This is a genomic window from Prevotella sp. CAG:255 (genome assembly GCF_000431195.1).
Taxonomy (GTDB): domain Bacteria; phylum Bacteroidota; class Bacteroidia; order Bacteroidales; family Bacteroidaceae; genus Prevotella; species Prevotella rara.
This window is the reverse complement of record NZ_HF986793.1, coordinates 72,020-98,150: the sequence shown is the minus strand read 5'-3', so window position 1 is coordinate 98,150 and position 26,131 is coordinate 72,020. Positions and strand designations below refer to the sequence as shown.

Here is a 26,131-nt window from a genome sequence, read left to right as displayed (position 1 = left end):
CATGAGAGGATAAAAGAGTTGCGGAAATGAGGGTTGATAAGTTTGCTGTGCAGGAATGTATAACGTGCATAGGGGCTGATTTCAAATGTGTGAGTAGTAAGGCGCTCTGATGTAGCAAACTCGCCATTGTCAATCTGGAGTCCAGCCTTAGACCATCCGAACATAACACCGGCAGCCCAGTTGTCGTTGAACTTATATCCAATTTCAGGAAGCAGGCTATAGATTGTTTCATCGTCGTCGCCGCCGTAATCAACACTTGCAATACCAACATTACCACCTAAATAAACCTGTGCGTTAGCGCATACTGCAATCATAACGACAGCTAAAGTCATGAAAAATTTCTTCATACTAAATCCTTTCTTTTCTTTAATGGTTAATTAACTATTGTTTTTATGCAGGCCGTTTACCAAAACAGCATGCATGTGATTGCAAAGATGGATATTTAATTTAACATTAGCAAATGTTTTATCCCTTTTTTTGAGTGTTTTGGCAATATGTGTTAAATATTTGGAATAAACGGACAAATTATTTATCTTTGCAAATCTTAATCAATATGTGAAACTTTTAAGATGCAGCGAGTTTTCATAGCAGGCCCATGTGTTATAGAGTCGCAGGATTTATTAAATCGTGTGGCAGAGTGTCTTGTGCGTATAAACAAGAAGTTTAACACTGATATTATTTTCAAGTCGTCTTTTGATAAGGCGAACCGTACTTCAATCAGTTCTTTCCGTGGTCCCGGTATCGACCGCGGACTGCAGATGCTGTCAGACATAAAAGAACGGTATGGCTTGAGGATATTGACAGACATACATGAGAGCTGGCAGGCTAAGCCAGTTGGAGAGGTGGCTGACGTTATTCAGATACCGGCATTCCTTTGCCGGCAGACTGATCTGCTTGTTGCTGCGGCCAAGACAGGACGCATTGTCAACATCAAAAAAGCGCAATTCTTAAGCGGAAAGGATATGGTTTATCCTGTGGAGAAAGCAAAGGATGCAGGTGCAGTAGATGTATGGCTTACCGAACGCGGCAATATGTATGGCTATAATAATCTTGTGGTGGATTTTAGGAATATTTCCGATATGCTCGACATCGTTCCCACTGTCATAATGGATTGTACGCACAGCGTGCAGAGACCTGGCGGTGGAGGAGGCAAGACTTCTGGCGACAGACGTTTCGTGCCGTCAATGGCTCTTGCTGCCAAGGCTTTTGGTGCAACCGGATACTTTTTTGAAGTACATCCTGATCCTGATAAGGCATTGAGCGATGGTCCAAACATGTTATGTATTGACGATTTGGAAAAAGTTATTGAAAGTATTTGTAAATAAAGTATTTATTTTATGATGGTCGCTAACGAAAGATTGACTCATGTAAGAGAGTATGCCGTCCAGTGTATAAAGGATGAGGCTCAGGCCGTAATGGAACTTCTTCCGCAATTGGATGATAACTTCGATAAGGCCGTTGCCTTGATGTATGGATGTCATGGCAAAGTGATAGTTACTGGAGTTGGTAAGAGCGGGCATATTGGTGCCAAAATAGCTGCAACATTGTCAAGTACCGGAACACCGTCATTCTTCATTAATCCGCTGGATGTCTATCATGGCGATCTCGGAGTTATGACAAAGGATGATGTCGTCTTGGCCATAAGCTACTCCGGACAGACAGATGAACTATTGCGCTTTATCCCGATGGTGCTTCACATGAACATTCCTATTATTGGCATGAGCGGAAATCCCGGTTCGTTGTTGGCTAAATATAGCACGGTGCATCTTCATGTGCAGGTAGAGAAAGAGGCGTGTCCGCTTAATCTTGCACCAACGAGCAGCACGACTGCTACTCTTGTTATGGGCGATGCTTTGGCTGTTGCCCTTATGCGTGTACGGGATTTCAAACCAAGAGATTTTGCTCAGTTCCATCCCGGAGGCGAACTTGGAAAGCGTCTTTTGACAACGGCATACGATGTTATGCGTACAGATGATATGCCTGTCGTTCCGCCGACGATGCATCTTGGTGAAGCTATAATCCATGTGAGCAAATGCAAACTTGGTCTGGCTGTGGCTGTCGTAGACGACAAGATTGTCGGTCTGATAACAGATGGCGATATCCGTAGGGCTATGGAAAAATGGCAGGCGGAATTCTTTGACCGCACTGTCAGTGATATTATGACGCGTACACCGAAGGTAGTTTCGCCGCAGACTAAGATTAGTGACATTCAGAATATAATGAACAAGTATAAGATACATTCGGTGCTGGTGGTTGACGACAACAATCGGCTTTTAGGAGTCGTTGACCATTATCGCTGTATGTTGTGATAATGTATAGCGCCTGCTTTGGGGCAGGCGCTGTTTTTATAAGGTATGAAGATTTGTATTTTTTCAGTATTATTATTTTTTACGTGTAACGTCTGTGCACAGACTTCAGACTCGTTAATTGTTGAGAATTTGCGCGATGAGGGCATAACATTCTCTCATAACAATTCCGTTACACTTTTGATGAGCGGACAGGAGAAGTTCGACGATATGTTTCAGGCCATACGACAGGCACGGAGCAGCGTACATCTTGAATATTTTAATTTTCGTAATGACTCAATAGCATCTTTGCTGTTTCGTCTTTTGGCACAAAAGGCGAAAGAAGGTGTTGAGGTGAGAGCCTTGTTTGACGGTTTCGGTAATGATTCAAACAACCGGCCGCTGAAGCGTAAGCACCTTAAGCAGATGCGTTCAGTGGGGATTGAAATATATGAGTTTGATCCGGTAAACTTTCCCTGGGTGAATCATGTGTTCCATCGTGACCACCGTAAAATTGTCGTAATAGACGGTAAAATAGCATACACGGGCGGAATGAATGTGGCCGACTATTATATCAACGGAACAGAGGTCGTTGGCGAATGGCGCGACATGCATTGCCGTATTGAAGGGGATGAAGTGAACACCCTGCAGAAGATATTCCTACGTATGTGGAATAAAGTGACAGGGCAGAATGTGTATGGTGCAAAATATTATCGTGGTTATCATGGTACCGACTATATCACAGGACTGAAGCCAGATACATGTTGTACGGCAGGAAAGAAGATGGTAGGCATTATAAACCGCGAACCGCGTGTGACGAATAAGATTATACGCAAGTTCTATACTGATGCCATCAATGAGGCCAAGGACAGCATAAAACTGGTAAATCCTTATCTTACTCTTAACAATACACTGAAACGGGCCTTGCGCAATGCCGTCAAGCGAGGCGTAAAGGTAGAGATTATGGTTTCTGCCCATAGTGATATTCCGCTTACTCCTGACTGCGTCTTTTATAACGTGCATAATCTTATGCAGCATGGTGTGGATGTCTGGATATATAAGAAAGGATTTCATCATACGAAGATCATAATGGTAGACGGGCGTTTCTGCACAGTCGGAAGTGCTAATTTGAATGCCAGAAGTCTTAACTTTGACTATGAAGAAAATGCTGTAATCATAGATCCGTGTACGACAAAAGAGCTTAACGATATGTTTGAAAGGGACAAAGCCGAATCGTTTAAGCTGACAGAAGAGACATGGGATGAATGGCGAACTCCGTGGCAGAAGTTTGTCGGATGGTTCGCTAGTCTGCTTACTCCGTTCTTGTAGTAGGTCGTTTGCCGGCAGATGTGAATTTTTTGGCTTGGTCTGCCATTTAGTCAAAGCCACAATGTTCTGACTATTGCCGTTAACATGTGTGTGGCTATAGATTAATAAATAAAGATGTCGCGCAAATTATAAGATTTTTTCTTATAGTTTGCGCGACAATTTTGAAATTACAAAGAAAACAGATAATTCCCTTTATTCCTTTATCAGGTCTGTCATCAGCAAGATGTCAATTTCATCAATGCCGTGTGAAAGCAGGAATTTTCTGTCTTTTGCCAATTCGTCGTATAAGGTTGTTGACGTATCCTTACTTTGGCAAGACATGAACTTCTTAAACATCTCTACGGCTTCGCTTATGTTTCCGAGAAGCCATTGGCAGTATCCGGCATTTAGCCAGTCGCCATTTTCTGTGTCGTTGCTCTTCAGTATGCGCCTGTATGCCTTTTCCGCCTGTTGAAGTTTGTCAAGTCCCATAAGGTTCCATGCAAGGACTCTTGTTACCGGAATAGAGTCGGGATACTCTATGTCGAGCTTAAACAACAAGTTGGTAGCCTCAGAGTATCTTTCGGCTTTTGACAATGCAACACAATAGTTAAGTGCGTTTGCCTGGCTTTGTGAGTTCTCGTTATATAGAACCTCATACCATTTAGCCGCATCATCATAGTTTTCTGCTTCAAAGCAGGCACGTGCGAGCATCGACTTGGCACGCCGGTTGTCAGGCTGAAGTTCCAGAGACTTTTCGAGATATTCTGCTGCAGATTTAGGATTGCCGCAATAATTAAGCTCATAGATGCCGTGAATCAGCATGCATTTAGAGTCGTTCGTGTCGTTGTATTTAGGCAGCAGATGCTCCAGGGCATTCTTGTTCTTGTGCTTAAGCATGAAATAACACAAGTCGGGGAGCACCTTCTGTATTTCTGTTCCATTGAAAAGGTCATCGGCAACAAATATAGAGTTCGACTTGTCGAACGGGTTTACAAGTTGTCCGCGCTGATGGAAAAGGCGGAAGAAACGATACATATCCTGCAGAATCATGCGTCGTATATATGCCGGCTGCCTTTGGTCTTCATCGCTGACTGTCTGGCCGAGAGCCTCTTTCGTGTTGAACATCTCGCGCATGTTGGCCGGTATATGACTGATGACAGATGCCACGGCAAGCGTGAACGAATATTTGTCGCTGTCGCAGAACGGGCCGTTGTTTAGAATGTTTGTCAGCAACGGAGTGTCTTTCAGCTTGTCAACCGTAGATGATATTTCCGGATGCTCAAGGTAGAAAGGACAGAACCAGTTGGCTGCATGATAGAAGAACGGGAAACGCTTCATCTGAGAGAAACCTCCGAAATAGATGTCTGAGCCTGCTTTCTGCATGTTCATCATCTTTTGGAAACTCTCTTCCATTTTCTCCATTGCACGGTCTGACGCACCCGGATCAAAGATGTCGTTCATCGGGTCGTCTTCTTTCTCGGTAATGCCGAATCGTGTAATGTTAAGGTTGTTGTTCTTCATCAGCTCCGGCATTATGTCGCGCTGAATGGTGTTGTTGTCCTGTTCAGCGTTCATGCAGAATATTATCTGCTTCTGCAGGTCGGCTATCTCGTTTGCCACGCCGTTGCCTTCAAGTACAGAAGCTACCATCTCCCGCATCTGCGGATGCAGTCGCGGACCGGCTGAAAGCGCAAACACCCATCCGACCAGTGCCCGCTGGCGCAGCTTGCTGTCGGTTGTCTTCTTATAGACGTTGATCAGAACATGAAACTTGTTTATGTCCATGTTGTTCATCGTGGCCAGCATTATTGCACTTGTAATCAGCTGCGCGTCAATGATGTCTGTGGCAGGCGACAGCAGTATGCCTTCAAAGAAATCACGCTCGTTGTCGGTCCATTGTCTTGAAACTATGATATAGCCGAACAGGGCCTGTATGAAATCGTTGTGGCGACGGTAAATCTCTTTGCTCTTTTCTGTCCTTGCAGGTTCAGGCTCAAGACTTAGCATGGCAACATCTGTAACAAAAGTCTCGAGAGCTGTCTTGATACGCTCTTCGGAGAACGACTGATTGACAGACTTTCGTGTGGCTTCGGTGTAAAAAGATATGTTCTGGGCCATATACGCTATGCGCAGGTTGCTTACGAAATTGTATAGCCTTGCCAGCAGTTTGCTGTAAATATCCTTGCGCTGCGGATCGTTGAAGCCCCGCTTCATATATTCCAGCATCAGGTTATAGTCGCGCTCGATGTTTTCAAGTTCATCGTCATACATCATGTATGGATGTGCGCTTACAAACGACCGTGTGGAATGAATGCAGTAGCCCAGTTTTTTTCTGCCGAGCTCTTTGATTATATTGTCAAGCTGTTTGATGTCCTTCGTGTCCATAGGTCTTTATTGTTTTTTAAGCCATTTGTCGGCTGTGTCGATGTCTTTCTGCCTCGGAGGCGTAGCATGCTCAAATTTGATTTTAGGCAGAGCCTTTATTGTACGGCTGTCTATTTTGTAATATTTTTCAAATATCGGTGCAAAGTGCTGCAGCCCATATTTATTTATGGTGTCGCATGCGGCATTGTATCCTTTCAGAAACTCCTGCAGTTGCTGCTTTCTCCTCTTGTCTGTCATGGCCTTGCTTCTGAATGCTATCACGCCCAGGCGCATGTCCTTGTCGCGGCTGTCCATGAGCACGTCGTTCTTATATATTCGTGCCGTCGTTGCCTGCGGCTCTGTCAGCAGCATTGCGTCCATCTCGTTGTTGAGAAGCATCTGCAGCCTTAGCGCTACGTCGTTAATCTGCACCTTGAACACCTCTTCCGGTTTTAGCTTAACGCTGTCTGTGGCATAGTCGGCAAGCAGGGCCGTGGCAGAAAATCTTGCCATGGCTATCATCTTGTCGTTAAGCTGCTTTATGTTTCTGATACGCGCCTTGCGGTTGCTTATCAGCTGCCAGTAAGTGTTGGTGGCACTGATGTAGTCGAGACCGGTGCCTTTGGCTTTCATGCGCTGTCCTCTTACCAGGTCTGTAATTCCGCCTTCAGTCTTTTCCGCCTTCAGGGCCGCGTCACAGTCAATCTGCGACATAAACTGCTTTAGCCTTATGTCTGCCTTGGCCGTGTCGAAGAGGCATTTCTCCTTGGCAACATACATGGGGAGACAGTCGAGCGTGGGCAGCACTCCTACTTTAAGTGCCAGCGAGTCTTCTTTTTTCCTTTTCTCATATTCGGCCTTTGACTGTTTCCTGGCTTCCTCATACGATTGTCCGCATGCTGTAAGAATCAAGGTTGACAGTAGGAAAATGACAATATGTTTGGCTTTCATATTTTTTTATAAAGATTAAAAGGGCAGCCCGGCTTTTATACACGGGCCGCCCTTCCGGTTTTATTATTAATGTGCGATATTAGTCATCCGTATTTATTGATGTTGCAAAGTTAGCGATTTATTTTGTAACTCAAAAAATAATCACTAATTTTGTATCGAAAAGGATAGTGGGCGGTGAATGTCTGTTTATTGCCTGACATGTCGGCGATTAGTGACTTTTCGTTTTTAAGGCCTTCATGTGCCCCCTTTACGTTTTTATATTATATAAAGGTTATGGCTAAAGACAAGATAGCTTATGTATGTTCCAACTGCGGTCAGGAGTCGGCAAAGTGGATTGGCAAGTGTCCGAGCTGCGGCCAGTGGAACACGTTTAAGGAAATCAGAATATCATCAGACGCAGGCCAGATGGCTGCCACGTCGGCCGCTGCTACAGTGAGGCGCACATTAAGAAACGGCGAGAGCCGCGCCGTGTCTCTTTCGGAGATAACGGCCGTAGACGAGCCTCGCATGGACATGCACGACGCCGAGCTGAACAGAGTGCTTGGCGGCGGGCTTGTGCCTGGCTCGATAGTGCTGCTTGGCGGAGAGCCTGGTATAGGAAAGAGCACGCTCACGCTTCAGACGATATTGCGGATGCCCGAACGTAAGATTCTGTATGTTAGCGGTGAGGAAAGCGCCCATCAGCTGAAGATGCGTGCCGACCGCATTGAGCATGGCGACAACGACGGTTGCCTGATTCTTTGCGACACCTCGCTCGAGAGCATATTCAGGCATATCAAGGAAATAGCGCCGGAGATAGTTATCATTGACTCTATACAGACAATAAGCACCGAGACTGTTGACAGCTCTGCCGGAAGCATCTCACAGGTGCGCGAGTGCGCATCGGCATTGTTGCGCTTTGCCAAGTCGAGCGGCATACCTGTTCTCCTTATCGGGCACATCAACAAGGAAGGAAGCCTGGCAGGACCGAAGATTCTTGAACACATCGTTGATACGGTGATACAGTTTGAGGGCGACCAGCATTATATGTACCGCATTCTGCGCTCAATAAAAAACCGATTCGGAAGCACTTCGGAGCTGGGCATTTATGAGATGCGCAACGACGGGCTGCGCCCCGTGAGCAATCCGTCGGAACTGCTGCTTACGCAAGACCACGACGGACTGAGCGGCGTGGCCATATCCTCGGCCATTGAAGGCGTGCGCCCGTTTCTTGTAGAGACGCAGGCGCTCGTGTCGACGGCTGCATACGGAACGCCGCAGCGCAGTGCGACGGGCTTCGATCAGCGAAGACTCAACATGCTTCTGGCCGTACTCGAAAAGAGAGTGGGCTTTAAGCTGATGCAGAAAGACGTGTTTATAAACATTGCAGGCGGACTGCGCGTAACTGATCTTGCGATGGACCTTAGTATTATTGCTGCCGTGCTGTCGAGCAATGTCGACACGGCCATCGAGAGCGGCTGGTGTATGGCAGGTGAAGTGGGACTGAGCGGTGAGGTGCGCCCTGTTAGCCGTATTGAACAGCGTGTGGCTGAGGCCGAGAAGCTTGGCTTTACGCATATAATAGTTCCGGCAAACAACATGCAGAGCCTTAACAAGGCAAAGAGCAACATAGAGATTGTGCCCGTGCGCAAGGTTGAAGAAGCGCTGAGAGCATTGTTCGGATAGCAGTGTAGGGCGCCTTAGAGTTTTCTGTTTTTCTGACGTTTAATGCGTCCAGAATGGCTATGCTGACGGCAAAGTCGTTGCTTGGCCGGAAAATATACTGTTTAATGTATTTTTGTGTAATGCGCTTATATACAGCGTGTTACATAAAATACAAGGGAAAGCCGTGTTGCATTAATTTATAAAAGGTATGCTTTTACAGCCTAAAAGGTGGCCTTTTAGGTTGCAAAATGTATGCTTTTGCCCCTCCGTTTGGCTTGTTTAGTTCTTGAAATTCATTGGTTTTTGCCCTGAAACACACTGATTTTGGCGTTATATGGGCATATTTTTGTCATTTATTGCATGTAAAAGTGTAATATATTTCTCTATTTCGCAAATTTATATTGTAATAACTTTTTACTGCGTTCGGTGTGCCTTCCGTCAAAAAGTTTTCTGTTCTTGGCTTCCGTCGTGCAATGCCTCAAACTGCTGAAGCATGTTCATCAGTATGCCGTTTTTATGTAAAAGAGAATTATCCTGCTAAACGCTGTGAGGCCGTTTTTGTGTCCTGCCGTTTCTTGTCTCGGCAGATTAAATCTTCGTCAGTATTATGCAGCTGCGGCAATGCCGTGTAAGTTGAAGCCCGTCGGCGCAAGATGCAAATGCAGCATTAATGCTTGCACATTTGCATGGATATGTGCCGTTTATCAGGTTAAATGCCGTGCGGGGCTTAAAGTTTTTTATGAAAATACGGCAGTTATTCAGACTTAATACTTATCTTTGCGAAATGTTTTAAACAAAAAATAATGTTATAAAATATGAAACTGATCGCTGACAGCGGAAGTACAAAAACAGACTGGTGTGTGATGGACGGCAGCCGTGTCGTCCAACGCATGGCGGGGCAGGGCATCAACCCCTTTCAGCAGTCCCCGCCGGTTATCCTTAAAACAATAACAGACGACGTGGTTTCAAAGATTACGTGTGCCGGAGATATTGATGAGGTCTATTTTTATGGCGCAGGATGCCGTGAGGAGATGAAGCCCATGATGCGTGGCGTATTGTCAGAGTGTTTCCCGGGTGCCGTAAAGGTGGATGTCGAAACCGACATGCTCGGTGCTGCCCGTGCCCTGTTTGCCGATGAGCCCGGCATTGCCTGCATATTGGGTACAGGGGCAAACTCGTGCATGTATGACGGTAAGAACATCACAGGCAACGTGCCGCCGCTAGGCTATATCCTTGGCGATGAAGGCAGCGGGGCTGTGCTGGGCAAGCTCTTTGTCAACGCAATGTTCAAGGGCGGTGTCTCTGATGCAGTGCGCGACGGCTATCTGAGCGAGTCGGGACTTACGCTTGCGGATATAATAAACAGAGTTTACCGCGAGCCTCTGCCAAACCGCTTTCTGGCAAGCATGTCGCTGTATGTTCACAGGCATCTTGACGATGAGAGAGTAAGGCTGCTCGTGGTGGACAATTTCCGTAATTTCTTCAGACGCAACGTTGCCCTCTATAGCCATGACGGCTATGCCGTAGGCTGTGTCGGCAGCATGGCATATTGTTATGGCAGTCAGCTGGCAGAGGCAGCGCGTATGGAAGGTTTTGAGGTGGCAAAAGTGCTTAAAAGTCCGATGGAAGGACTCGTGGCATATCATTCTCGTTGATAAGGTGCGTGTTTTTGTAAAGATAAAGTTATTTGGCTAAATAAAAAATGTGTATTTATGATTAATCTTTGCAAAATAAATTGTACCTTTGCATGCGTTTGTATATAATTACATTTTTTAAATAAAATATATATGTATTTTATCTTGTTAGTTACCGTTTTGATAACGGCTGTTTTCTTGGTAGTGGCTGCTTTTGTCATCGCTAAGTTGATAGGTCCGCGTACGTACAACAAGGTTAAGGGAGAGCCATTCGAGTGCGGTATACCGACTCACGGTTCTTCATGGATACCTGTGCACGTGGGCTACTATCTGTTCGCAATCCTTTTCTTGGTCTTCGACGTGGAAACAGTATTCCTCTATCCGTGGGCCGTTGTAGTTAAGGAGTTCGGCGTGATGGCTATGGTCAGTATCGGATTCTTTTTGTTAGTCTTAGTGTTTGGCCTTGCTTATGCATGGCGGAAAGGAGCGTTGGAATGGAAGTAAAGAAACCAGTAATCAAGAGTATTCCTTATGCAGAGTTTAAGGATAACGAGACCCTTGAGAGAACCATTCAGGAACTTCATGAGGGCGGAGTCAACGTCATTGTAGGCTCTCTCGATGAAGCTATCAACTGGGGACGCTCAAATTCTTTGTGGTCATTGACTTTTGCCACAAGTTGCTGTGGTATCGAGTTTATGGCAGTAGGTTGCGCCCGTTATGACTTTGCGCGCTTTGGCTTCGAGGTTACACGTAACTCTCCACGTCAGGCCGACCTCATAATGTGTGCCGGTACGATTACTCATAAAATGGCTCCTGTGTTCAAGCGCCTTTATGACCAGATGGCAGAACCGAAATATGTTGTTGCCGTCGGCGGATGCGCTATATCAGGCGGACCGTTCAAGAGCAGCTATCATGTTGTGAGGGGAATCGACGAGATTGTGCCTGTAGACGTTTACGTTCCGGGCTGTCCTCCGCGCCCCGAGGCAATTCTGTATGGCATGATGCAGCTTCAGAGAAAGGTGAAGATAGAGAAGTTCTTCGGTGGAGTGAACCACAAGGAGAAGAAGCCTATCATTGTTGACGGTAATGATGTTGACGAAGAAAAACTGAAGCAGGCATCGGCTGCGCTGAACGATGTTGATTCGTCTGTTTCTAAATAATTAAAAGGGAAGCAATGAAATTAGAAAATAAAGTATTCGAACTGAAGGATTTTGCCCGCGAGATGGCAAAACTGAAGAATGAGAAGCATTTCGACTTCCTCGTTACTATCGTAGGTGAAGATTTTGGTGAAGAAGGACTGGGAGCTGTTTACATCCTCGAAAACACCGAAACACACCAGCGCATGAGCGTAAAGGCTGTTAATGCCGACCGCGATAACGCCTATATCCCAACAGTGAGCAATCTGTGGAAGAGCGCCGACCTGCTTGAACGTGAGGTTTACGACTTCTACGGAATAAAGTTCCTCGGACATAAGGACATGCGCCGCTTGTATCTTCGTTCAGATTTCAATGGATATCCTTTCAGAAAGGACTATGACATGAGTCCTGAAAACAACAAGTATACATTGGAGGATGATCCGGAGCCCGACTACACCGTTGAGTATAACCTTAACGAAGACGGCACGCTGAGCGAGACGAAGCACAAGCTCTTCACAGAAGACGATTATGTGATAAACATAGGTCCTCAGCACCCTGCCACTCACGGTGTGCTGCGTCTGCAGACAATCCTCGATGGTGAGGTTATCAGAAAGGTTTATCCTCATTGCGGATATATCCACCGTGGAGTAGAGAAGATGTGCGAGAGCTATACATATCCGCAGACATTGGCTCTGACCGACCGTCTTGATTACCTTTCAGCCATGATGAACCGTCATGCGCTTGTGTCGGTTATCGAAGAAGGTATGGGCATTGAACTTTCTGACCGTATTAAGTATATCCGCACCATAATGGACGAGCTTCAGCGTCTTGACTCTCACCTGCTGTTCTACAGCTGTTGTGCTCAGGACCTCGGAGCGCTCACTGCATTTATTTATGGTATGCGCGACCGTGAGCAGGTGCTTAACGTTATGGAGGAGACCACCGGCGGACGACTCATTCAGAACTATTATCGTATTGGCGGATGTCAGGCCGACATCGACCCGAACTTTGTCAAGAACGTTAAAAAACTCTGTGAGTACATCAAGCCGATGTTCAAGGAATATCACGACCTCTTTACAGGCAACGTTATTCTGCAGAACCGTTTCAAGGGTGTTGGCGTGCTCTCTAAGGAGGATGCTATATCTTATGGATGTACCGGAGGTACCGGACGTGCTGCAGGATGGCACAATGATGTCAGAAAGTATCATCCTTACGACCTCTACGGCAAGGTTGATTTCAATGAAATCACTTACAACAACGGTGACTGCTTTGACCGTTATATGGTTCGTATGGACGAGATGGAGCAGAGCGTGCGCATTCTCGAACAGCTTATCGACAACATTCCTGAAGGCGACTTCTATATCAAGCAGAAGCCTATTATAAAAGTTCCTGAAGGTGAATGGTATACAAGTTGTGAGGGCAGCCGTGGCGAAATTGGTGTTTATCTCAGAAGCGACGGCGGCAAGAATCCTTGCCGACTCAAGTTCCGTCCTATGGGTTTGCCGTTGGTTTCAGCCATGGATGAGATTTGCCGCGGTGAGAAGATTGCCGACCTTATATCAATCGGTGCAACTCTCGACTACGTCATCCCTGATATTGACAGATAATCAAAAATATAAAAGTGCATGATGGCCGTATGGCTCTTGAATGCCTTTTATTATTTGAATTTCATAATATATTTAAATTTAAGCAAAGTGTTCGATTTTAGTATAGTAACAACGTGGTTTGACAGCCTTCTCAGAGATACTCTGGGATTGGGCAATTTCTTGTCAATCCTTATTGAATGCGTTTTGGTTGGGCTTATTATTCTTATGGCCTATGCCATGCTCGCCATTGTGCTTATATATATGGAACGTAAGGTCTGCGCCTTCTTCCAGTGCCGTCTTGGCCCGATGCGCGTAGGAAAATGGGGTATCTTCCAGGTCTTTGCCGACGTGGTTAAGATGCTTATAAAAGAAATCTTCCCTGTTGACAAGGCAGATAAGCTTTTGTATGCAATAGCTCCGTTCCTCGTTCTTATCGGAAGTGTTGGCGCTTTCTCTTTCATGCCATGGAACAAGGGAGCTGCTATTCTCGATTTCAACGTAGGTATATTCCTGCTTACAGCTATATCAAGTATAGGTGTAGTTGGTATCTTCCTTGCCGGTTGGGGTTCTAACAACAAGTATTCTGTTGTGTCTGCTATGCGTGGAGCCGTACAGATGATATCTTATGAGATGTCTTTGTGCCTCTGCCTTATCACGGCCGTAGCCTTGACTGGAACAATGAGCCTGACTGGTATTGTTGAGTCGCAGAACGACGGATGGCTTGTTTTCAAAGGCCATATCCCTGCTATTATAGCTTTCCTCGTATTCCTCGTTGCAGGTAATGCTGAGGCTAACCGTGGTCCGTTCGACTTGGCTGAGGCTGAGAGTGAGCTTACCGCCGGTTACCATACAGAGTATTCTGGTATGGGATTCGGTTTCTTCTACTTGGCAGAATACCTCAACATGTTTATCATTGCAGGCGTTGCGTCAACAGTGTTCCTCGGAGGATGGATGCCTCTGCATGTAGCAGGACTTGACGGATTCAATGCCGTAATGGATTACATCCCCGGCATTGTATGGTTCCTGGCCAAGACTTTCTTCCTTGTATGGATACTGCTTTGGATCAAGTGGTCTTATCCTCGTCTTCGTATCGACCAGATACTGAAGCTCGAGTGGAAGTATCTTATGCCGCTGAGTCTGCTTAACCTTGTACTGATGACTATCGTCGTTGCTCTGGGATGGCATTTCTAAGATGTTAAATTACTGAAAATTAAAAATTATTGAATTTACAGATTAAATGCAGAAAACTGTTGTTCATTGATTCTTTAATTTCTTAACGTAAAAAATAATGGAAGATAATAATAAATCTTATTTTGGTGGAATTAAGTTTGGTCTGAAGTCTTTGCTTACAGGTCTTGGTGTCACCTTCCGTGAGTATCTTACAAAGAAGGTTACCGAGCAGTATCCGGAGAACAGAAAGACCACGCTCCATGTTTCGCCGCGCCATCGCGGACGCCTTATAATGCCACAGGATGCTGAAGGCAACAATAAGTGCATCGCATGCAAACTTTGCGAGATGGCTTGTCCTAATGGTACGATTAAAGTCGTACAGAAGACAATTGAGACAGAGGACGGTAAGAAAAAACGTGTCCTTGATGATTATATTTATGATTTGGGCGAATGTATGTTCTGTGAGTTGTGTGTAAACGCATGTCCTCATGAGGCCATTAAGTTTGTGAACGACTTTGAGAACTCAACCTTTGGAAGAGACAAGCTGGTCTTGCATCTTGACAAAGAGAAGTTTGAGCCTGCATTGCCGAATATCGAGGATGGCGGTACTCCATTGGAGATCGGTGTCTTTAATACTAAAATTAAATAAAAGGAGAACGTAGATATGGCTAATATGGTAATGTTTATAATTCTTGCTGTTGTCATTTTAGGTTCTGCACTTATGTGCGTAATGACAAAGCGGATAATGAGAGCGGCCACTTTCTTGCTGTTCGTTCTTTTGGGTGTTGCTGGTTTATACTTCCTTCTTGACTACACTTTCCTTGGCGCAGCCCAGATAAGTGTTTATGCCGGAGGTGTGACTATGATTTATATTTTTGCAATACAGCTCGTAAGCAAGCGCACATTGCAGGGACTTGTAGAGCGTTTGAAAGGTAGCCGCGTTGTATTTGGCGCGCTTATAACCTTGATAAGCCTTGTTACGGTCGTTGCAGTGTTCTTGAAGAACAAGTTTATCGATATGGCAGTGCAGATGCCTGATGAGGAAGTTTCAATGAATGTCATTGGCAACACTTTGATGGGTTCTGAGAAATATCAGTATGTGCTTCCGTTCGAGTTTATCTCTGTATTCTTGCTGGCTTGCATTATTGGTGGAATCGTAATATCTAGAAAGGAGTAATAATTTATGATACCAGTAGAATATTTCTTTGTGCTTTCAGCACTGTTGTTTTTTATCGGTGTATTCGGATTTATAACCCGTCGCAACCTGATTGCAATGTTGATTTCTGTTGAGTTGATTCTCAACTCTGTTGATATCAACTTTGCAGCATTCAACCGCTTGTTGTTCCCCGGACAGATGGAAGGTTTCTTCTTCACTTTGTTCAGCATCGGCGTAAGTGCTGCGGAAACAGCTGTTGCAGTGGCAATTATTATTAATGTTTACCGCAACTTCAATAGTGATCAGGTGAACTGTATTGAAAACATGAAAAATTAGTGCGTTATGGATTATGGTTTTGTATTTTTAATACTCTTGTTACCGGCGCTGACATTTATTTTACTCGGATTGGCGGGTATGAAGATGTCGCATAAAGTGGCCGGTCTTATCGGAACATGCTCTATCGCTGTTGTTACAGTGCTTTGCTACTACGCTGCGTTTGAGTATTTTCTGGTTCAGGGAAGAGACGCTGCCACAGGTCTTTATCCTACGGTAACGGCATTTGATATTACATGGCTTAGATTTTCTGAGCTGCTGACATTTAATATCGGTTTCCGCATCACTCCGATTTCTGCGATGATGCTTATCGTTATATCAACAGTCAGCCTGATGGTCCACATCTATTCATTCGGCTATATGCATGGAGAGAAGGGCTTTCAGCGTTACTATGCGTTCTTGAGCCTGTTCACAATGTCAATGCTCGGATTGGTTGTAGCTACAAACATCTTCCAGATGTATCTGTTCTGGGAGCTTGTGGGAGTTTCTTCTTATCTCCTTATCGGCTTCTACTATCCTATGCATGCCGCAGTGGCAGCTTCAAAGAAGGCATTTATCGTAACACGTTTTGCCGACTTGTTCTTCCTTATCGGTATTCTTATCTACAGCTTCTATGTAGGTACGTTTAATTACGATCTGTCTCAGATGTCACCTGCACAGATGACAGCGCTCAATCAGGCCGGTTGGATTATGCCTACAGCATTGTTCCTTATGTTTATCGGTGGTGCCGGTAAGAGTGCAATGTTCCCGTTGCATATCTGGTTGCCCGATGCTATGGAAGGTCCTACACCTGTCAGTGCTCTTATCCATGCTGCAACCATGGTTGTTGCCGGAGTTTATCTCGTGGCAAGTCTGTTCCCGATATTTGTCAAGTTTGCGCCGGAGGCTTTGCACTGGGTTGCCTATATAGCAGCGTTTACAGCTTTCTATGCAGCAGCCGTTGCATGCTGTCAGAGCGATATCAAACGTGTGCTTGCATTCTCAACAATTTCTCAGATCGGTTTCATGCTTGTTGCTCTTGGCGTATGTATGCCAGATCCTGAAACAGGAGCTGTTGCCATGACTGCAGAATATGCTGATGCAAACGGACTTGGTTATATGGCCGGAATGTATCATCTGTTCACACACGCCATGTTTAAGGCTTGTCTGTTCTTGGGTGCCGGTTGTATCATCCATGCCGTTCATTCTAATGAGAAGATGTACATGGGCGGACTGCGTAAGTATATGCCTGTAACACATTGGACATTCCTTATCTCATGTCTTGCAATTGCAGGTATACCGTTCTTCTCAGGATTCTGCTCTAAGGATGAAATCTTGGTAGCTTGCTATAACTTCTCACCTGTAATGGGTGCGATAATGAGCGGCATTGCTGCTATGACAGCATTCTATATGTTCCGTCTGTATTATGTAATCTTCTGGGGCAAGAGCTATTATGAAACTCACAAGGCGGAGGGCGCACATCAGCCTCACGAAGCTCCGCTGACAATGACAGTACCTCTTATCATTCTTTCTGTCATAACAATGTTGGTAGGTATCTTCGGTACATTGCATGTATTTGAGTTTGGCGAGTTTGTTTCTGCCAACGGTGTTGCATTCGGCACACATACCAACTGGTTTGTTGCTGGAGTCAGCACAGTGCTTGCAATATGCGGTATCGGTCTTGCTACTTATATGTATAAAGGTGAGGAGACTCCTGTTGCAGACATGCTTGCCCGTAAGTTCCCGAAACTTCATCGTGCAGCTTACAAGCGTTTCTACATGGATGAGGTATGGATGTTTGTTACACATAAGATAATCTTCAAGTGTGTGAGCACTCCATTGGCATGGTTCGACCGCCATGTTGTTGACGGAGCTATGAACTTTATGGCTTGGGGTACGAATGAAGCCGGAGAAAGCATACGTGGCTGGCAGAGCGGTGACGTGCGCCAGTATGCAGTATGGTTCCTCACAGGTGCTATTGCATTAGTGTTGTTATGTATTTGTCTATAAAAGAAAACCGGTAAAATGAGTATATTAAGTTTATTTGTAGTTTTTCCCGTACTGATGCTGTTGGGTCTTTGGCTGGCCCGCAACCTTAATCAGGTACGTGGCGTAATGGTTGCAGGATCATCATGTCTTTTGATTTTGTCAATCTGGCTTACGGTAACATTCATACAGATGCGTGCTGGAGGCAACACAGACGAGATGTTGTTCACATACAGCATTCCTTGGTTTGCGCCGCTGAACATTGCCTACTCTGTAGGTGTTGACGGTATATCTGTGGTTATGCTTCTGCTTTCAAGCATCATCGTGTTTACTGGTACTTTTGCATCTTGGCAGCTGAAACCCATGACAAAGGAATACTTCCTGTGGTTTACTCTGCTGAGCACCGGTGTGTATGGCTTCTTCATCAGCACCGACCTGTTCACAATGTTTATGTTCTATGAGGTTGCCCTCATCCCTATGTATCTTCTTATCGGTGTATGGGGTAGTGGTAACAAGGAGTATTCAGCAATGAAGCTTACTCTTATGCTCATGGGCGGATCTGCATTGTTGATTCTTGGTATTATCGGAATCTATTTCGGTAGCGGTGCAACCACGATGAACATCCTTGAGATTGCAGCAATGCATAATATTCCTGTTGAAGTTCAGAAGGTATTCTTCCCGTTCGTGTTTATCGGATTCGGCGTTCTCGGAGCACTGTTCCCGTTCCACACATGGAGCCCCGACGGTCACGCATCAGCGCCTACAGCTGTGTCAATGCTTCACGCCGGCGTGCTTATGAAGCTTGGAGGTTATGGCTGCTTCCGCATTGCCATGTTCCTTCTGCCTGATGCTGCTCACGAGCTTGGATGGATATTCCTGATCCTGACAACAATCTCTGTTGTATATGGTGCTCTGTCTGCATGTGTTCAGACCGACCTGAAGTATATCAATGCATATTCCTCTGTTTCTCACTGCGGTCTTGTATTGTTCGCATTGCTTATGATGACCAAGACAGCTTGCACAGGAGCTATTCTTCAGATGCTTTCTCACGGATTGATGACAGCCCTGTTCTTCGCCCTCATCGGTATGATCTACGGCCGTACACACACACGTGACGTACGCAAGCTTGGCGGTCTGATGAAGATTATGCCTTTCCTCAGCGTGGGTTATGTTATCGCCGGTTTGGCTAACCTCGGTTTGCCGGGCTTCTCAGGATTCGTAGCTGAGATGACAATCTTTGTCGGTTCTTTTGCTAATAACGATGTGTTCCACCGTACATGTACAATCGTAGCTTGTACAAGTATTGTTGTTACGGCTGTCTACATCTTGCGTGTTGTCGGCAAGATTCTTTATCAGAAGGTTGCTGATCCGCATTATCTGACACTTACCGACGCAACATGGGATGAGCGCGTGGCTGTATGCTGCCTTATATTCTGCGTAGCAGGACTTGGTCTTGCTCCGTTGTGGGCCAGTGAGGTTATCGACAATGCAATGATACCAATCCTTGACCAGATTAACAATGTTTCAGCTATTGCATCAATATAATAAATCAGCAGAAAAATGAATTACAGTCAATTTCTTAATATGATTCCGGAAGCCACATTGATGGCTATCCTTATTATCGTCTTTATTGCCGATTTTGCATCATCGCGCAACAGTGAGCGCAAGTGGTTCAATCCGCTGGTTTGCATTCTGATGCTTGCTCAGGTGATTATCAACATCTTCCCTCAGGAGCCGGTTTCGGCATTTGGCGGAATGTATGTTACAACATCGGCTGTGAACGTTATGAAGACTATTCTGGCTGCAGGTACACTCATCGTGCTCATTCAGAGCCGTAAGTGGCTGAGCCGTCAGGATACATCTTTCAAAGAAGGCGAGTTCTACATGCTAACTGTTTCAACCCTGCTCGGTATGAACATGATGATGAGCGCCGGCCACTTCCTGATGTTCTTTCTCGGACTCGAAATGGCATCTGTGCCTATGGCATGTCTTGTTGCGCTCGACAAATACCGTCATAATTCAGCTGAGGCAGCAGCCAAGTTTATCCTTACTGCTACATTCTCAAGCGGAATAATGCTTTATGGTATTTCGTTCATCTATGGTGGAGTAGGTACTCTCTACTTCGATGACGTTGCAACAGTTCTTGCTCAGAAGCAGAACCTTACAATGAACGTAATGGGTATGGTATTCTTCATGAGCGGATTAGGATTCAAGATCAGCCTTGTTCCTTTCCACTTCTGGACTGCTGACACATATCAGGGTGCTCCTACAACGGTTACAGGTTATCTTAGCGTAATCTCTAAGGGTGCTGCCGCATTTACACTCATGGCTATCCTCATGAAGGTGTTTGCTCCGCTCACTCCGTATTGGACTTACGTTATGTATGTGCTCGTTGTGCTCAGTATCACCATCGCCAACCTGTTTGCCATCCGCCAGAAAGAGCTCAAGCGCTTCATGGCCTTCAGTTCTATCTCACAGGCAGGTTACATCATGCTGGCAGTTATTGGCGACAATGCTCTTGGCGTAGCTGCCCTGTCTTACTATGTGCTGGTTTATGTAGTGGCCAACCTTGCAGTATTCACCGTAATCAGCGTTGTTGAGGAAAACAACAATGGTGTTACCAAGATGGATGCATACAACGGCTTCTATACAACTAACCCCAAACTGTCATTGCTTATGACGTTTGCGCTGTTCTCTCTCGGCGGTATTCCTCCGTTTGCAGGTATGTTCAGCAAGTTCTTCGTCTTCATGGCAGCATTGGAGGAAGGTTCTGTACTTACTCACATAGTAGTGTTCGTTGCTTTGATCAATACAGTGATAAGTCTTTACTACTATCTTCTCATTGTTAAGGCAATGTACATCAAGTCTGCCGAGAATCCTCTGCCTACATTCAAGAGCGACTGCAACACTAAACTGGCTCTTGCCATCTGCACAGCCGGTGTGCTTCTTTGCGGTGTATGCAGCTTCTTCTATGACTGGATATGGGCATCAATTTAATGTTGAAGTTTAGTTGACAAAAACATTATAACAAGCGTGACCAAAGACATGGTTTTACACCGGTCTTTGGCCATGTTGTTTTTCAGAGCCTTGCATCTAAATTTATGTCTGCCTTGCATCCCATGTTTTTCCTCTAGGTTATAAATCGTCCATTTCTGATAGATTTGCCGGTAAAAAATATTGTCAAAATTATTTTCCGTTCTAGAAAAACAAATCCACAATATTCTTGTTTCTTGCCGTTTCTCATGCACTTCAGCCTGCTTGTTCATGCATATTTTTGTTGTTTTCTGCCTGAAACACATTGGTTTGCGCTGCAAAAATCAGCCTTTTGCGTTGCAAAAGACGGCTTATTGCATTATAAAATGTGCCCTTTTATGATGCAAAACGTGGTCTTTTGCATTGTCTGATTTCCCGCTATATTTTCTTGTTTGGGCTAATCTCTTGATATACAGCGCGTTAAACGTGAAGCGCGATTTTACGATAAATCATTCTTTTAGGCTGTTATTTTCTCGCCATGCCACTTCTGGAGCCCTTAACCGGAAAGGGGCTATAAGCTGATTGTTCCTGAATATCCCATTCTGTTCAGAATGTTTCAGCCGCAGTTGCGGCTCATTATTCGTGCATGTAAGCTCATATTTGTTGGTAAATTATCGTAGAATGTCGTTATTTTTATGTATGTTTGCATCACGAAAAAATGATTTGCGATGGAGAATCTGAAAGATAAAAAGATTGCAGTGCTGCTTTCCGGCGGAGTAGACAGCTCAGTGGTGGTTTATGAGTTGGCCCGTCAGGGATTGCATCCCGATTGCTTTTATATAAAGATAGGTCCCGAGGAAGAAGAGGAGTGGGACTGTTCGAGCGAGGAAGACCTCGAGATGGCCACAGCCGTTGCTGCCAGATATGGCTGCAGGCTGCAGGTGATCGACTGTCATAAGGAGTATTGGGAGCAGGTTACTAAATATACTATGGACAAGGTGCGCAATGGTCTTACGCCCAATCCTGACGTGATGTGCAACCGTCTGATAAAGTTTGGAGCTTTCGACCTGAAGGCCGGGCACGATTATGACTTGATAGCAACAGGGCATTATGCACAGACCGAAATCATAGACGGGCAGAAGTGGCTCGTTACAAGTCCCGATCCGGTGAAAGACCAGACCGATTTTCTTGCACAGATATACGACTGGCAGTTGCGCAAGGCATTGTTTCCAATAGGACATTACATGAAGGAAGAGGTGCGCGAGATTGCCGAACGCGAACATCTTGTTAATGCAAAGCGTAAGGACAGTCAGGGCATCTGTTTTCTTGGAAAGATAAATTATAATGATTATATACGGCGCTATCTCGGTGAAAATCCCGGCGACGTGCTCGAGCTGGAGACAGGAAAGAAGCTTGGCAAGCACAAAGGCTTGTGGTTTCACACTATAGGTCAGCGCCACGGACTCGGTTTCGGAGGCGGACCCTGGTATGCGGTCAAGAAGGACATGAAGCAGAACATACTTTATGTAAGTAAGGGATATGAGCCGCTTACGGCTTATAAGAAAGACTTCAGCATACATGATTTCCATTTCCTTACATGCAATCCTTGGGGCGATGCCGGTGAGGTAAGCGTAACGTTCAAGATACGTCATACGCCCGAATATCATCCGGCAAGGCTAGAACGTAAGGCAGATGGCGAATATGTGGTGCATTCAGAACATCTTATACAAGGTGTTGCTCCCGGCCAGTTCTGTGTGGTTTATGATGAAGACCATCACAAATGTTTCGGCAGTGCTGAGATTTCATGGAGCGAATAGCTCGCTCCACAGATATTGCCGTCAGCAATTATTTTGATGTAAAGGAAAGAAATGTGTAACAGAAAAATCATACGATTATGTTATTGTCAACAACTCAGACCATTGAAGGCAGACCTGTAAGGGAGTATCTCGGCGTAGTGACGGGCGAGGTTATTGTAGGTGCCAATGTGTTTAAGGATTTTCTGGCAGGCGTCAGAGATTTCTTCGGAGGCCGTAGCAGCTCTTACGAGGGAGTGTTGCGCAAGGCTAAAGACAATGCGCTGGCAGAGATGACGCAGCGTGCCGAGGCTCTTGGAGCCAATGCCGTTGTCGGTATTGATCTCGATTATGAAACCGTAGGCGAGTCAGGCTCAATGCTTATGGTGTCGTGCAGCGGAACAGCAGTGATTCTTTAGGCTGTATGTCAGTGGCGTTATAGCCAATTTTGCTTTATTGATTTTTATGACGGCTGCTTATTCTGTAATGAGTTTGTAAGCCGTCAAGTGGCTTGTGCTAATAATTCTTAACTTTAAATGTTTGCCTATTTTGTGTAAAAGTTGTAACTTTGCACTCTAAAATTAAATCAAAGAAATAAATTAAAGATGACTCAAAATTTGTTGAAAGGTAAGCGCGGTATTATTTTCGGCGCGCTTAATGAAGAATCCATAGCATGGAAAGTAGCCGTGAAGGCTGTAGAAGAAGGCGCCTCAATAACCTTGAGCAACACAGCAATGGCGCTGCGCATGGGTACACTTGATCAGCTGAGCAAGCAGCTCAACGCTCCTGTCATAGCAGCTGATGCTACAAGTGTTGAGGATTTGGAGAAGGTATTTGCCGAGTCTGTTCAGCTGCTTGGCGGAAAAATCGACTTCGTGCTCCATTCTATCGGAATGAGTCCTAACGTGCGTAAGCACCGTACATACGACGATCTTGATTACAATTATCTGCAGAAGACTCTCGACATTTCTGCCATCTCTTTCCACAAGATGTTGCAGGTTGCCAAGAAGCAGGATGCCATTGCCGAGTATGGTTCAGTGGTTGCCCTCACTTATGTTGCAGCTCAGCGTACATTCTTCGGCTACAACGATATGGCAGACGCCAAGAGCATGCTTGAGAGTATAGCACGCAGCTTCGGATATATTTATGGACGTGAGAAGAATGTCCGCATCAACACAATCTCTCAGTCACCTACACCTACTACAGCAGGTAAGGGAATTAAGGACATGGACAACCTCATGGATTTTGCCAACAAGATGTCTCCGCTCGGCAACGCTGATGCTGAAGAGTGTGCAAACTATTGCGTAATGATGTTCTCTGACTTCACACGTAAGGTGACAATGCAGAATCTTTATCATGACGGCGGATTCTCTTCAATGGGTATGAGCCTTCGTGCCATGAACCAGTATGCTAAGGACCTTGCTCCTTATGAAGATGAAAACGGAAAGATAATCTACGGATAATACGTTTTTTCAACAGTACTATTATATGCGAAAGGACAATGCCCATGTGGGTATTGTCCTTTTATTTATGTTTGCCAACTAAAGATTTTTTGTTCTTTACAGTTATTCTGGTCCTGCGGTATTTTGTTTTTTCGTTATCGGTTTTTCCAGTTTTCGCTTAGTAAATTCCACGAATCCCTGAATGACGGCATGCTTTCAAATATCAAGTTGGCTCCTTCGTCTGCAAGCATCTTTTGTGGCAGCGGACCTGTGTTTACTGCAACGGTGAATACGTTGGCAGCAACGCCGGCTCTTACTCCTAGGGGAGCATTTTCAACAACAATGGCTTCCCACGGCATGACGCCCGCCTTCTTCAGTCCGCATAGGTAGGGCTCCGGGTTGGGTTTTCCGTGTTTCACGTCAAAGCTGCTGATTATCAGTTCATGGTGTATAAGTCCGTTGAACTCGCTTTCTAATTTTTCCAGCAAACTTCTTTGCCCGCTTCCTGTTACAACAACAATTTTCAGACCGTCAGCTTTTATTTTTCTCATAAGTTCTTCAACGCCGTCCATCTTCTCTGCTTTGGGGCATTTTCTGAACTCGTTTGATTTCTCTTCATACATGTTGGCGGCTTCTTCGTCTGTCAGTTCTTTGTTCCATTGGCGCTTGGCCAATAGCTTTATCGTTTCAACACCCCTCATCCCTTCATATTGGTAGGCTTCTTCCGGTGAGATATTCAGTCCGAACCTCTCCATCGACTTATGCCAGCTGACTGCGTGATAGGGCATGCTGTTATATAGAACTCCGTCCATGTCAAAAAGAACGGCTTTGGGCTTAAAAGCCTCAAAGCCGTGTCTTTCTAGATATTGTTTAATTTCTTTTTCAAACATAATATGTCATATAGTTTGATTATACGCACATACGCAGATTTACTTGCGCTTATTTTGCGCTTTTAGCGTACCTTCTTAGTCCTTTATCCATGAATCGCTCATGGCTTTTTCCGGATATAATTATTTCTCTTTTGCGAGGCGTTCTTTTATTGCCTTGCTGTCTTCCTCGTATCCGGGTTTGTCAAGAAGGGCAAACATATTCTTCTTGTAAGCCTCAACACCGGGCTGGTTAAACGGATTAACTCCTAATATATTGCCGCTTATACCGCAGGCTTTTTCAAAGAAGTAGATAAGCTGTCCGATGTAGTATTCATTCAGCACAGGAACTGAAATTCTGATGTTTGGCACACCTCCGTCAACATGTGCGAGGCGTGTTCCGAGCTCTGCCATCTTGTTCACTTCGTCAACACGTTTGCCGGCAAGGAAGTTCAGACCGTCAAGATTTTCCTCGTCGTTAGGGAAGAGGAGTTTCTTTGCAGGCTCTTCAACGCTGATAACAGTTTCATATATTGAGCGTTCGCCCTGCTGAATCCACTGTCCCATAGAGTGAAGGTCTGTCGTGAAGTCGCATGAAGCAGGGAATATACCCTTGTTGTCTTTACCTTCACTTTCGCCGAACAGCTGCTTCCACCATTCGCTGATGAAGTGCAGTTTGGGCTGGTAGTTAACCATTATTTCGATTTTCTTGCCTGCCTGATCATAAAGTCCGTTGCGTACAGCAGCATAAACGGCAGCCGGGTTCTCTTCATAGGCAACATCCTTTCCGCATGCTTTTTCCATATCAGCAGCACCTTCAACAAGTTTTGTTATGTTGAATCCAGCACATGCTATTGGCAGAAGACCTACCGGAGTGAGCACAGAGAAGCGTCCGCCTACGTTGTCTGGAATAACAAATGTCTTGTAGCCTTCCTTGTCGGCAGCTGCTCTTGCAGCACCTTTCGTTGCATCAGTAACGGCAACTATGACTTTCTTTGCCTCTTCTTTGCCTCTTTGCTCCTCGCATTGTTTCTTCAGCAGTCTGAATGTGAGGGCCGTCTCTGTTGTTGTTCCTGATTTAGATATGTTGATTACGCCAAATTTCTTGTCTTTAAGATATTCAGTCAGCTCATACAGATAGTCTTCGCCGATGTTGTTTCCTGCGAAAAGAATTGTTGGGTTGCTCTTGTCGCCGATTAACCATGAGAAAGAGTTGCTCAAGGCTTCAATCACTGCACGTGCTCCAAGGTAGCTTCCGCCGATACCTGCAACGACAATAGCCTCGCAGTTTTCGCGTAAAGTGTTTGCGCAGTCTTGTATTTCTTTCAGAAATTCAGGTGTTATAGATGATGGCAAATGTAGCCAGCCTAAGAAATCATTGCCAGGGCAAGTGCCGTTTTCAAGAGCCTCTTGTGCCTCTTTTACTTTAGCTTCATAATTTTTTACTGTTCCTTCTTTAAGAAACTGAACGGCTTTAGATACATCTAATGTGATATTTTTCATTGCTTATTGATTTTTGTGA

23 protein-coding genes are annotated in these 26,131 nt (G+C 45.2%); 18 read left to right on the top strand and 5 right to left on the bottom strand.

Annotation, left to right across the window (positions count from 1 at the left end):
* On the bottom strand, positions 1 to 347 hold a 347-nt coding region (locus tag QVO66_RS04355), incomplete at its 3' end, for an outer membrane beta-barrel protein (RefSeq protein ID WP_288172580.1).
* A 222-nt stretch (positions 348 to 569) separates the two neighbouring features.
* On the opposite strand from QVO66_RS04355, the gene kdsA reads away from it, so the two are divergent.
* From kdsA to cls, 3 genes are read left to right on the top strand one after another with little or no spacing between them, the layout of a single operon-like run.
* Positions 570 to 1,325, top strand: coding sequence for a 3-deoxy-8-phosphooctulonate synthase (gene kdsA / locus QVO66_RS04350; protein WP_021854193.1), 756 nt, complete (start codon positions 570 to 572; stop codon positions 1,323 to 1,325).
* 12 nt (positions 1,326 to 1,337) lie between these two features.
* A complete protein-coding gene (locus tag QVO66_RS04345) occupies positions 1,338 to 2,309 on the top strand; it encodes a KpsF/GutQ family sugar-phosphate isomerase (RefSeq protein ID WP_021854192.1) in 972 nt (323 codons plus the stop codon).
* Between the two features lie 45 nt (positions 2,310 to 2,354).
* The gene (gene cls, locus QVO66_RS04340; protein ID WP_021854191.1) at positions 2,355 to 3,614 is read left to right on the top strand and encodes a cardiolipin synthase; all 1,260 of its coding nucleotides are present in this window, start codon (positions 2,355 to 2,357) and stop codon (positions 3,612 to 3,614) included.
* Between the two features lie 192 nt (positions 3,615 to 3,806).
* Here the strand turns inward: cls and QVO66_RS04335 are convergent, their stop codons facing one another.
* Both QVO66_RS04335 and QVO66_RS04330 read right to left on the bottom strand, forming a co-directional pair.
* Positions 3,807 to 5,981 carry a tetratricopeptide repeat protein gene (locus QVO66_RS04335; RefSeq protein WP_021854190.1) on the bottom strand — a complete coding sequence of 725 codons (2,175 nt, stop codon included), beginning with the start codon at positions 5,979 to 5,981 and terminating at the stop codon, positions 3,807 to 3,809.
* 6 nt (positions 5,982 to 5,987) lie between these two features.
* The gene (locus QVO66_RS04330; protein ID WP_021854189.1) at positions 5,988 to 6,911 is read right to left on the bottom strand and encodes an ABC transporter substrate-binding protein; all 924 of its coding nucleotides are present in this window, start codon (positions 6,909 to 6,911) and stop codon (positions 5,988 to 5,990) included.
* Positions 6,912 to 7,184: 273 nt separating this feature from the next.
* On the opposite strand from QVO66_RS04330, the gene radA reads away from it, so the two are divergent.
* The 15 genes from radA to QVO66_RS04255 all read left to right on the top strand — a co-directional run bounded on the left by radA (position 7,185) and on the right by QVO66_RS04255 (position 23,764).
* Positions 7,185 to 8,576 carry a DNA repair protein RadA gene (gene radA / locus QVO66_RS04325; protein WP_287601943.1) on the top strand — a complete coding sequence of 464 codons (1,392 nt, stop codon included), beginning with the start codon at positions 7,185 to 7,187 and terminating at the stop codon, positions 8,574 to 8,576.
* A gap of 794 nt (positions 8,577 to 9,370) precedes the next feature.
* Complete coding sequence (locus QVO66_RS04320) at positions 9,371 to 10,210, top strand: hypothetical protein (RefSeq protein ID WP_021854187.1); 840 nt, start codon at positions 9,371 to 9,373, stop codon at positions 10,208 to 10,210.
* 132 nt (positions 10,211 to 10,342) lie between these two features.
* Positions 10,343 to 10,693, top strand: coding sequence for an NADH-quinone oxidoreductase subunit A (locus tag QVO66_RS04315; protein WP_021854186.1), 351 nt, complete (start codon positions 10,343 to 10,345; stop codon positions 10,691 to 10,693).
* Positions 10,684 to 11,349 (top strand): NADH-quinone oxidoreductase subunit B, encoded by a 666-nt coding sequence (locus tag QVO66_RS04310; RefSeq protein ID WP_021854185.1) that lies wholly within the window; start codon positions 10,684 to 10,686, stop codon positions 11,347 to 11,349. The genes QVO66_RS04315 and QVO66_RS04310 overlap by 10 nt, the downstream gene beginning before the upstream one ends.
* 14 nt (positions 11,350 to 11,363) lie before the next feature.
* Complete coding sequence (locus QVO66_RS04305) at positions 11,364 to 12,932, top strand: NADH-quinone oxidoreductase subunit D (protein ID WP_021854184.1); 1,569 nt, start codon at positions 11,364 to 11,366, stop codon at positions 12,930 to 12,932.
* 87 nt (positions 12,933 to 13,019) lie between these two features.
* On the top strand, positions 13,020 to 14,102 hold the full coding sequence (nuoH, locus tag QVO66_RS04300) for an NADH-quinone oxidoreductase subunit NuoH (protein ID WP_053398488.1): 1,083 nt from the start codon (positions 13,020 to 13,022) through the stop codon (positions 14,100 to 14,102).
* Between the two features lie 97 nt (positions 14,103 to 14,199).
* Positions 14,200 to 14,730 carry a NuoI/complex I 23 kDa subunit family protein gene (locus tag QVO66_RS04295; RefSeq protein ID WP_021854182.1) on the top strand — a complete coding sequence of 177 codons (531 nt, stop codon included), beginning with the start codon at positions 14,200 to 14,202 and terminating at the stop codon, positions 14,728 to 14,730.
* A 15-nt stretch (positions 14,731 to 14,745) separates the two neighbouring features.
* Entirely contained in the window at positions 14,746 to 15,258 is a 513-nt protein-coding gene (locus QVO66_RS04290) for an NADH-quinone oxidoreductase subunit J family protein (RefSeq protein WP_021854181.1), read from the top strand.
* Between the two features lie 6 nt (positions 15,259 to 15,264).
* Positions 15,265 to 15,573 carry an NADH-quinone oxidoreductase subunit NuoK gene (gene nuoK / locus QVO66_RS04285; RefSeq protein ID WP_021854180.1) on the top strand — a complete coding sequence of 103 codons (309 nt, stop codon included), beginning with the start codon at positions 15,265 to 15,267 and terminating at the stop codon, positions 15,571 to 15,573.
* A gap of 6 nt (positions 15,574 to 15,579) precedes the next feature.
* Entirely contained in the window at positions 15,580 to 17,559 is a 1,980-nt protein-coding gene (locus tag QVO66_RS04280; protein ID WP_021854179.1) for an NADH-quinone oxidoreductase subunit 5 family protein, read from the top strand.
* Positions 17,560 to 17,574: 15 nt separating this feature from the next.
* Positions 17,575 to 19,080: a complex I subunit 4 family protein gene (locus tag QVO66_RS04275; protein WP_021854178.1), complete on the top strand. Its 1,506-nt coding sequence runs from the start codon at positions 17,575 to 17,577 to the stop codon at positions 19,078 to 19,080.
* A 15-nt stretch (positions 19,081 to 19,095) separates the two neighbouring features.
* Positions 19,096 to 20,532, top strand: coding sequence for an NADH-quinone oxidoreductase subunit N (locus QVO66_RS04270; protein ID WP_021854177.1), 1,437 nt, complete (start codon positions 19,096 to 19,098; stop codon positions 20,530 to 20,532).
* 704 nt (positions 20,533 to 21,236) lie between these two features.
* On the top strand, positions 21,237 to 22,325 hold the full coding sequence (gene mnmA, locus QVO66_RS04265) for a tRNA 2-thiouridine(34) synthase MnmA (RefSeq protein ID WP_021854175.1): 1,089 nt from the start codon (positions 21,237 to 21,239) through the stop codon (positions 22,323 to 22,325).
* A 77-nt stretch (positions 22,326 to 22,402) separates the two neighbouring features.
* A complete protein-coding gene (locus QVO66_RS04260) occupies positions 22,403 to 22,720 on the top strand; it encodes a heavy metal-binding domain-containing protein (RefSeq protein ID WP_021854174.1) in 318 nt (105 codons plus the stop codon).
* Between the two features lie 186 nt (positions 22,721 to 22,906).
* Positions 22,907 to 23,764 (top strand): enoyl-ACP reductase FabI, encoded by an 858-nt coding sequence (locus QVO66_RS04255; protein ID WP_021854173.1) that lies wholly within the window; start codon positions 22,907 to 22,909, stop codon positions 23,762 to 23,764.
* 134 nt (positions 23,765 to 23,898) lie between these two features.
* Here QVO66_RS04255 and QVO66_RS04250 read toward each other — a convergent pair whose 3' ends face one another.
* Complete coding sequence (locus QVO66_RS04250; RefSeq protein WP_021854172.1) at positions 23,899 to 24,633, bottom strand: HAD family hydrolase; 735 nt, start codon at positions 24,631 to 24,633, stop codon at positions 23,899 to 23,901.
* 120 nt (positions 24,634 to 24,753) lie between these two features.
* The gene (locus QVO66_RS04245; RefSeq protein WP_021854171.1) at positions 24,754 to 26,112 is read right to left on the bottom strand and encodes a glucose-6-phosphate isomerase; all 1,359 of its coding nucleotides are present in this window, start codon (positions 26,110 to 26,112) and stop codon (positions 24,754 to 24,756) included.
* Between the last annotated feature and the right edge of the window lie 19 nt (positions 26,113 to 26,131).

Coding starts and splice junctions, on each gene's coding strand:
- kdsA (WP_021854193.1), top strand. CDS start 570: ATGCAGCGAGTTTTCATAGCAGGCCCATGTGTTATAGAGTCGCAGGAT.
- QVO66_RS04345 (WP_021854192.1), top strand. CDS start 1,338: ATGATGGTCGCTAACGAAAGATTGACTCATGTAAGAGAGTATGCCGTC.
- cls (WP_021854191.1), top strand. CDS start 2,355: ATGAAGATTTGTATTTTTTCAGTATTATTATTTTTTACGTGTAACGTC.
- QVO66_RS04335 (WP_021854190.1), bottom strand. CDS start 5,981: ATGGACACGAAGGACATCAAACAGCTTGACAATATAATCAAAGAGCTC.
- QVO66_RS04330 (WP_021854189.1), bottom strand. CDS start 6,911: ATGAAAGCCAAACATATTGTCATTTTCCTACTGTCAACCTTGATTCTT.
- radA (WP_287601943.1), top strand. CDS start 7,185: ATGGCTAAAGACAAGATAGCTTATGTATGTTCCAACTGCGGTCAGGAG.
- QVO66_RS04320 (WP_021854187.1), top strand. CDS start 9,371: ATGAAACTGATCGCTGACAGCGGAAGTACAAAAACAGACTGGTGTGTG.
- QVO66_RS04315 (WP_021854186.1), top strand. CDS start 10,343: ATGTATTTTATCTTGTTAGTTACCGTTTTGATAACGGCTGTTTTCTTG.
- QVO66_RS04310 (WP_021854185.1), top strand. CDS start 10,684: ATGGAAGTAAAGAAACCAGTAATCAAGAGTATTCCTTATGCAGAGTTT.
- QVO66_RS04305 (WP_021854184.1), top strand. CDS start 11,364: ATGAAATTAGAAAATAAAGTATTCGAACTGAAGGATTTTGCCCGCGAG.
- QVO66_RS04295 (WP_021854182.1), top strand. CDS start 14,200: ATGGAAGATAATAATAAATCTTATTTTGGTGGAATTAAGTTTGGTCTG.
- QVO66_RS04290 (WP_021854181.1), top strand. CDS start 14,746: ATGGCTAATATGGTAATGTTTATAATTCTTGCTGTTGTCATTTTAGGT.
- nuoK (WP_021854180.1), top strand. CDS start 15,265: ATGATACCAGTAGAATATTTCTTTGTGCTTTCAGCACTGTTGTTTTTT.
- QVO66_RS04280 (WP_021854179.1), top strand. CDS start 15,580: ATGGATTATGGTTTTGTATTTTTAATACTCTTGTTACCGGCGCTGACA.
- QVO66_RS04275 (WP_021854178.1), top strand. CDS start 17,575: ATGAGTATATTAAGTTTATTTGTAGTTTTTCCCGTACTGATGCTGTTG.
- QVO66_RS04270 (WP_021854177.1), top strand. CDS start 19,096: ATGAATTACAGTCAATTTCTTAATATGATTCCGGAAGCCACATTGATG.
- mnmA (WP_021854175.1), top strand. CDS start 21,237: ATGGAGAATCTGAAAGATAAAAAGATTGCAGTGCTGCTTTCCGGCGGA.
- QVO66_RS04260 (WP_021854174.1), top strand. CDS start 22,403: ATGTTATTGTCAACAACTCAGACCATTGAAGGCAGACCTGTAAGGGAG.
- QVO66_RS04255 (WP_021854173.1), top strand. CDS start 22,907: ATGACTCAAAATTTGTTGAAAGGTAAGCGCGGTATTATTTTCGGCGCG.
- QVO66_RS04250 (WP_021854172.1), bottom strand. CDS start 24,633: ATGTTTGAAAAAGAAATTAAACAATATCTAGAAAGACACGGCTTTGAG.
- QVO66_RS04245 (WP_021854171.1), bottom strand. CDS start 26,112: ATGAAAAATATCACATTAGATGTATCTAAAGCCGTTCAGTTTCTTAAA.